Origin of the sequence: Sphingomonas sp. 66-10 (assembly GCF_001897045.1) — a bacterium.
Taxonomy (GTDB): Bacteria; Pseudomonadota; Alphaproteobacteria; order Sphingomonadales; family Sphingomonadaceae; genus Sphingomonas; species Sphingomonas lycopersici.
Genome location: NZ_MKRR01000037.1, coordinates 1 through 7673 on the forward strand (window position 1 = coordinate 1; position 7673 = coordinate 7673).

5 protein-coding genes are annotated in these 7673 nt (G+C 66.2%); all 5 read left to right on the plus strand.

What is annotated here, in order from left to right; translation table 11 throughout:
* Positions 1–318 precede the first annotated feature (318 nt).
* Positions 319–831 (plus strand): GNAT family N-acetyltransferase, encoded by a 513-nt coding sequence (locus tag BGN95_RS04490; RefSeq protein WP_286771741.1) that lies wholly within the window; start codon positions 319–321, stop codon positions 829–831.
* Positions 832–1172: 341 nt separating this feature from the next.
* Positions 1173–1850, plus strand: a complete 678-nt coding sequence (locus tag BGN95_RS04495) for a response regulator transcription factor (RefSeq protein WP_286771757.1) — start codon at positions 1173–1175, stop codon at positions 1848–1850.
* Entirely contained in the window at positions 1840–3189 is a 1350-nt protein-coding gene (locus BGN95_RS04500; RefSeq protein WP_286771742.1) for a sensor histidine kinase, read from the plus strand. The genes BGN95_RS04495 and BGN95_RS04500 overlap by 11 nt, the downstream gene beginning before the upstream one ends.
* A gap of 121 nt (positions 3190–3310) precedes the next feature.
* Positions 3311–6529: an efflux RND transporter permease subunit gene (locus tag BGN95_RS04505; RefSeq protein WP_286771743.1), complete on the plus strand. Its 3219-nt coding sequence runs from the start codon at positions 3311–3313 to the stop codon at positions 6527–6529.
* Positions 6522–7673 (plus strand): efflux RND transporter periplasmic adaptor subunit (locus BGN95_RS04510; RefSeq protein WP_286771744.1); only part of this gene is annotated, 1152 nt, incomplete at its 3' end. The genes BGN95_RS04505 and BGN95_RS04510, both read left to right, overlap by 8 nt.

Genomic DNA, 7673 nt, shown 5'->3' on the forward strand with positions numbered 1-7673 from the left:
ACCCCGCGAGTACATCACCCAAACCCGCGAGGCCTCGTCAGGCAATTAGGGGGCAACGACAACGGCCGTTTTGCCGAGAGCCGGCTGAACACCGAACGCACAGCGACTTGAACCGGGTCGGACGTTGCCACTTCCATCGAATGCGATCACCCGCAGGCATAGCGTTCGATCTACACTAAAACCGCTATGCAGGTATCCACCCACCTCAAGCTCTTCGGCCGGGTAAATACGTCAGCCGGCACCGCCGGCCGCTGCCGCCCCATTTACTGCCGTTCAGCCAGTTGCTAGAGTTTTCAGAACCGGAGGGAGCGGCAAGCTATGCCGGCAACGCATTGCGATCGACCCGAACTCGTCTCGAGCCGCCTCCGATTTGATCGATGGAACCGTAACGACTTCGCACTTTTATATGAGTTGCATGCCGATCAGCGTATCCAGCGCGGCTACCCTTGGGGACCTGATGCGTGGACGGTCGAGAAAGTACAAGAGAAGCTTGAGGCGTTCATCTTTGAGCAGGAAGCGTCGGGCTTTTGTAAGTGGAAGCTGTCGTTAGAAGACGGCACCTTCGTTGGTCGCGCTGGCTGGTCCCGTTGGAGCAATGAAGAATTAGAAATCGGATATGCGATAAAGCCCGACTTCCAAGGGCGCGGCTACGCTCTGGAGGCGTCGAGAACCCTGATCGGTTGGGCGAATCAAAATAGAGCCGAACGACTAATCGGTTTTGCGCTCCTAAGCAACGCGGCATCTCGCCGCATATTAGAACGATCCGGAATGAGTTACGACTACGACGAGGAAGTGCACGGGGCGGTTCACGCTTTCTATTCTGTCCGTTAGAGAACGGCTGCTATCACGGCATTCGAAACTTAAATTTCCATTCTTCTTCCCACCCACAATCGGTCGCACCGCCTGGATACTGTCACGATTAATGGTGGTCGCTCTTCCCCGTTCTTTGCAGCCCGTTCCGGCAAGCTTCGCGCGACGCCGAATTATAGCCTCCGGCGATTTACCGGTTTCGCTGTCGCCCTCGCAGCCGATCGTCGCTCGCGGATGAAGGCAATTATCGCTGCCGTGTCGATACGATCTGCACTCGCACTCGCGCGCGATGGAGGGCGTGCGGCATTCGCTGTGCTCGCAAGAGCGTTGTCGTGAGCGTTTCCGACGCTTATGCCCGCGTCATGCCCCGCATCCTGGTGATCGAGGACGACATAGGCACCGCGCGCGAGATCGCCGCGGAACTGGCCGGGCATGGCCATGACGTGACGATCGCTCGCGACGGGGCGACCGGACTCGACCGCGCGACCCGCGAAGGGTTCGACGCGATCACGCTCGACCGCATGCTCCCCGCGGTCGACGGGCTCGAGGTGGTGCGCATCCTGCGCGAGCGCCGCATCACCACCCCCGTCCTGATGATCAGCGCGCTGAGCGACGTCGACGAGCGGATCGCCGGGCTTCGCGCCGGGGGCGACGATTATCTCATCAAACCCTTCGCCCCCAATGAGATGGCGATGCGTGTCGAGGTGCTGATCCGGCGTCATCACGATCGCGCGGATACGATGCTGCTGCGCGCCGGCGATATCGAGCTCGATCTGGTGCGGCGCACCGTGCATGTCGCGGGCGAGGCCGTCCGGCTGCTCCATATGGAATTTCGCCTGCTCGAATTCCTGATGCGCAACCGGGGCGAGGTGGTCAGCCGGCGGATCATCTTCGAGCAGGTGTGGGGCTATTATTTCGATCCCGGCGCCAATCTGATCAACGTCCATATCGCGCGGCTGCGCAAGAAGCTCGATCGCCCCGGCGCGCCTTCGGCGATCCAGACGATCAAAGGCGAAGGCTATCGGCTCGATGCTGGCTGAGCCGCTGCGCTTCGCGGATATCCGCCGCACCAGCGCCTTTCGCCTCACCGCTATGCTCGGCGCGACCTTCGCCGCGGGCATCGTGCTGCTCACCGGCACGATCTACCTCCTCACCGCCCGCGAACTGACCGACCGCAGCGACCGTATCCTCGCCGATCTTGCGGGGCGGATGCTCGCGGTCGCGCCGCAGGCACTCCCCGCGCGCGTCCAGCTCGAAACCGAACGCGCAGGGTCGGGGCTCAATTATTACGGTCTGCTCGGCAGCGACGGCGAACCGGTCGCGGGCATGCTCAGGATGCCGTCCTCGCTGCGTTACGACCAGCCGGCGGATATCGAGGACGCGGGCCACGGCATCGGCCCGATCCGGCTGCTCGCCAAACGCACCGACCGCGGCGAAACCCTGCTCGTCGGGCGCGACATCACCCAGATCCGCGATCTGCGCGTGCGGATGCTCGGGATATTGGTGTGGAGCGGCGTGGCAATAGCGATCGGGGTCGGGGCCACCGCGATCGGGCTCAGCCTCGGGCCGCTGCGCCGCGTGCGCGATCTGCAGGCGGCGAGCCGCGCGATTGCCGAAGGGCATCTCGAACGCCGCATGCCGCTCGCCGGGCGGAACGACGAACTCGATCAGTTCGCCGATACCGTCAACGCGATGGTCGAGGATGTCGGGCGCACGATCGCGCAGGTGAAGGGCGTGACCGATGCGATCGCACACGATCTGCGCACCCCGCTTACCCGCGTGCGCGCCAATCTCCACCGGATTGCGCAGGACGATGCGCTGGCGCCCGATCACCGCGCGCGGCTGACCCAGGCGGTCGACGATCTCGATACCGTGCTCGAGCGCTTCGCCGCATTGCTGCGCATTTCCGAACTCGAGGCGGGAAGCCGGCGTGCGGGGTTCGCGGCGGTCGATCTCGGCGCGATCGCGGCGAGCGTCGCCGACTTGTACGAGCCGCTCGCCGAGGACAGCGGCATCACGCTGTCGCTCGATTGCGATCCGCTGCCGCTTCACGGCGACGAGAAATTGCTGTTCGAAGCGGTCAGCAACCTCGTCGACAATGCGATCAAATTCGGCCGCGCGGGCGGGCATGTCCGCATCACCACCGGCGGCGATGCGGCGCGCTGGCACCTCGACGTGGCGGACGACGGACCGGGCATCGCCGCCGACGAGCGCGAGGCGGTGTTGCGCCGCTTCCACCGCGGCAGCAACGCCGCCAGCGCGCCGGGCTCCGGGCTGGGGCTCAGCGTGGTGTCCGCGATCCTCGGTGCGCACGGGCTGCGGCTCGATCTGCGCGACGCGCAACCGGGGCTGATCGCGCGCATCACCCCGGCCGAGTGAAATTCATTTCACTCGCCAAACCGCCGATTGAGGAGGATTAGGCCGCCCCGTCGGTGACGCCCGCTGGCACCCCCCTCGTCATGGCGTCACCGGCAACCTTTTCAGGTGAACGGGACGTTTCATGCTCCGGCTCGTCAAGATCGCGCTCAGCAAGCCCTATACCTTCGTCGTGCTGGCGATCCTGATCGTCCTGTTCGGCGGCGCGGCGGCGTTCCGTACCCCGACCGACATCTTTCCCGACATCAAGATCCCGGTGATCGCCGCGGTGTGGACCTATCGCGGCCTCCCGCCCGAGGACATGGCCGGGCGGGTCGTATATTATTACGAACGTTCGCTTTCTTCTTCGGTCAACGACATCGATCATATCGAGAGCCAGTCGCTCGCCGGGATCGCGGTGGTGAAGATCTTTTTCCGCCCGGGGGTCGATATCCGCACCGCGACCGCGCAGGTCACCGCCTTGTCGCAGACCGTGCTCAAGCAGATGCCGCCGGGCATCACCCCGCCGACGATCCTCAATTACAATGCCTCGACAGTGCCGATCCTGCAGCTCGCATTATCCGGCAAGGGATTGTCCGAGCAAAAGATTTTCGATCTTGGGCAGAATTTCATCCGTCCCGCTCTGGCCTCGGTGCAGGGCGCCGCGATCCCTTCGCCTTATGGCGGCAAGGAGCGGCAAATCCAGGTCGATCTCGATCCGGCGCAGCTCGCCGCGCATCGCCTGTCGGCGACCGACGTTGCGGCCGCGCTCGCCGCGCAGAACCAGATCGTCCCCGCCGGCACCGCCAAGATCGGGCAATATGAATATAACCTCAAGCTCAACAATAGCCCCTCGGCGATCGACGATCTCAACCGGCTGCCGATCAGAACAGTCGACGGCGCGACGGTGACGATCGGCGATGTCGCGCACGTTCGAGACGGATCGCCGCCGCAGCGCAATGCGGTGCGCGTCGACGGGGGCCGCGCGGTGCTGATGACGGTGCTCAAGAGCGGCTCGGCCTCGACGATCGCGATCGTCGATCAGGTGAAGGCGGTGCTGCCCAAATTGCGCGAAACCCTGCCGCCGACGCTCAAGATCGACCTGCTCGCCGATCAGTCGCTGTTCGTGAAGGCGGCGGTCTCCGGGGTGGTGCGCGAGGGCGCGATCGCCGCCGCGCTGACCAGCCTGATGATCCTGATGTTCCTTGGTTCGTGGCGCTCGACGGTGATCATCGCCGCGTCGATCCCGCTCGCCGTGCTCGCCGCGGTCGCCGGGCTCGCCGCGGCGGGGCAGACGCTCAACATCATGACCTTGGGCGGGCTCGCACTCGCGGTCGGCATCCTCGTCGACGATGCGACGGTGACGATCGAGAATATCAACTGGCATCTCGAACGAGGCAAATCCGTGCGCCAGGCGATCCTCGACGGCGCCGAGCAGATCGTCGGCCCGGCGTTCGTCTCCTTGCTGTGCATCTGCATCGCCTTCCTGCCGATGTTCTTCCTGCCGGGGGTCGCGGGTTTCCTGTTCGCGCCGATGGCGATGGCGGTGGTGTTCGCGATGATCGCCTCGTTCGTCCTGTCGCGCACGCTCGTCCCGACGATGGGCAATTACCTGCTGCGCGATCACGCCACCGCCCACACCGCCGAGGTGATGCTGAGCCACGACGCGCAGGCCGGGCGCCCGCAAACCCGCAATCCGTTCCGTCGTTTCCAGCACGCTTTCGAGACCCGCTTCGAGCATGTGCGCGGCTATTATGTCGAGGTGCTGGCCTTCGCACTGGCGCGCCGCAAGCCGTTCGTGATCGGCTTCATGGCGGTGGTGTTGCTGTCGTTCGCGCTCGCGCCGATGCTCGGGCGGACCTTCTTCCCGACGGTCGATTCGGGCCAGATCAACCTCCACGTCCGCGCGCCGGTCGGCACCCGGCTGGAGGAGACCGCGGCGCTGTTCGATCATATCGAGGATCGCATCCGCCAGATCGTCCCTCCCGATCAACTCGACGCGATCGTCGACAATATCGGCCTGCCGGTCAGCGGCATCAACCGCGCTTATTCGAACACCGGCGGGGTCGGCCCGCAGGACGGCGACATCATGATCACGCTGAAGGAAGGCCATGCGCCGACCGCCGGCTTCACCCGCACCTTGCGCCGCGCGCTGCCCGCCGCCTTCCCCGGCTCGACCTTCTCCTTCCTGCCCGCCGATATCGTCAGCCAGATTCTCAATTTCGGCGCCCCCGCCCCGATCGACGTGCAGATCGCCGGGCCGGACGTGAAGGGTGGCGCGGCCTATGCGCGGATGCTCGCCGCGCGGCTCGCGCGCGTCCCCGGCATCGCCGACGTCCGCGTGCAACAGGCGGACAATTATCCCGAGCTCGGCTTCGACGTCGATCGCGCGCAGGCCGATCGGCTGGGGATCACCGAGAATGACGTGACGCGCAACCTGTCGGTCGATCTCGCCGGCAGCTTCCAGATCGCGCCGACCTTCTGGCTCAACCCCAAGAACGGCGTTTCCTATCCGATCGTGGTGCAGGCGCCGCAATATCGCACCGAGAGCATGGCGCAGCTCACCAACCTGCCGGTCTCGGGCGCCAAGCCGGGGACGTTCCAGGTGCTCGGCGCACTCGGCACGCTGCATCGCGAGATCAGCCCGGCGGTGGTGTCGCATTATGCGGTGCAGCCGGTGTTCGACATCTATGCGACGACGCAGGGTCGCGATCTCGGCGCGGTGGCGGGGGACATCCAGAAGGTGCTCGATGCCACCCACGGCGCCCTGCCCAAGGGCGCGAAGGTCGCACTGCGCGGGCAGGTCGAGACGATGAACACCGCCTTCACCGGGCTGTTCATCGGGCTCGCCGGGGCGATCGTGCTGATCTACCTGCTCATCGTCGTCAATTTCCAGAGCTGGCTCGATCCGTTCGTGATCGTGACCGCGCTGCCCGCCGCGCTCGCCGGGATCGTATGGATGCTGTTCGCCACCCATACCCCGCTATCGGTACCGGCGCTGACCGGCGCGATCATGTGCATGGGCGTCGCCACCGCCAATTCGGTGCTGGTGGTGAGTTTCGCCCGTGAACGGCTCGCCGCCAGCGGCAATGCCTCGCGCGCCGCCGCCGAGGCCGGCGCGACCCGCTTCCGCCCGGTGCTGATGACCGCACTCGCGATGATCATCGGGATGGCGCCGATGGCACTCGGCCTCGGCGAGGGCGGGGAGCAGAATGCCCCGCTCGGCCGCGCGGTGATCGGTGGGCTGATCTGCGCGACGATCGCAACGCTCGTCTTCGTCCCCGTCGTCTTTGCGATGGTCCACGGCCGCAAGGAGCACGCGGCCGCCACGCCCGAACCTGTCGGAGAACCGATCCATGCATGATGTGACCATTCCGGCGGCGGCCCCGCGCGGGCTGAAGCGGGCGGGGATCGTCGCTGCACTGATCGCGGCCGGGGTGGTCGCTGCGGGGGTGGTGGCGCGCGGCCACGATGTCGACACCGCGACGCATGTCTCCGATGTGCAGTCGATCCCCACCGTCCATCTGATCACGGTGAAGGGCGACACCGCCGCCGATACGCTCGACCTTCCCGGCACGATGCAGGCGTGGAATGCGGCCAAGCTCTATGCGCGGGTTTCGGGCTATGTCCGTGGCTGGGCGAAGGATATCGGCGCCGAAGTAGCGGCGGGCACCCCGCTCGGCACGATCGACACCCCCGAGCTCGATCAGCAGATCAACGAGGCGCGCGCCGCCGTTGCCAGCGCGCGGGCGCATGCCGGGCTGGCGCGGAGCACCGCATTGCGCTGGAACGACCTGCTCACCACCGCATCGGTCTCCAAGCAGGAGGCCGACGAAAAGAACGGCGATCTTGCGGTCCGCCTCGCCGCGGTAAAGGAGGCGGAGGCCGCGCTCGGCCGGTTGCAGGCGATGAAGTCCTTCGCGGTGGTCCGCGCGCCCTTCGCCGGGGTGGTGACAGCGCGCAACGCCGATATCGGCGATCTCGTCGGCCCCGGCAGCGGCGGCACCCAACAGCCGATGTTCGCAGTCGCCGATACACGGCGGATCCGCGTCTATGTCAGCGTGCCGCAGGCCGATTCCGCCGCGATCCACCCCGGCATGGCAGCGACGCTGACCGTCCCCGCCTTCCCCGGCCGCAATTTCCCCGCGCATGTCACCGGCGCATCGGGCGCGGTCGATGCACAGAGCGGCGCCTTCCAGGTCGAGCTGCAGGCCGACAATCCCGGCAATCTCCTCAAGCCTGGCGGCTTTGCGCGCGTGGTATTCGACCTGCCGGGACAGGCCGGCGGGGTCGAGGTGCCGTCGGGCGTGCTCCTGTTCCGCGCCGGGGGCAGCGAGGTCGCGACGGTCGATGCGGGCGGGCATATCCGGCTGCGGCATGTCCAGATCGGGCTCGATCGCGGGCAGACGGTACAGATCCGCGCCGGGCTCTCCGCCGGAGAGAGGATCGTCGATAATCCGCCGGACTCGCTCGCCGAAGGCGAATTGGTCCGCGTCGGAGGTGCGCGT

What these genes read in the sequence shown, in the direction of transcription:
- BGN95_RS04505 (WP_286771743.1), top strand. Translation starts at nt 3,311, where the DNA reads ATGCTCCGGCTCGTCAAGATCGCGCTCAGCAAGCCCTATACCTTCGTC.
- BGN95_RS04490 (WP_286771741.1), top strand. Translation starts at nt 319, where the DNA reads ATGCCGGCAACGCATTGCGATCGACCCGAACTCGTCTCGAGCCGCCTC.
- BGN95_RS04500 (WP_286771742.1), top strand. Translation starts at nt 1,840, where the DNA reads ATGCTGGCTGAGCCGCTGCGCTTCGCGGATATCCGCCGCACCAGCGCC.
- BGN95_RS04495 (WP_286771757.1), top strand. Translation starts at nt 1,173, where the DNA reads ATGCCCCGCATCCTGGTGATCGAGGACGACATAGGCACCGCGCGCGAG.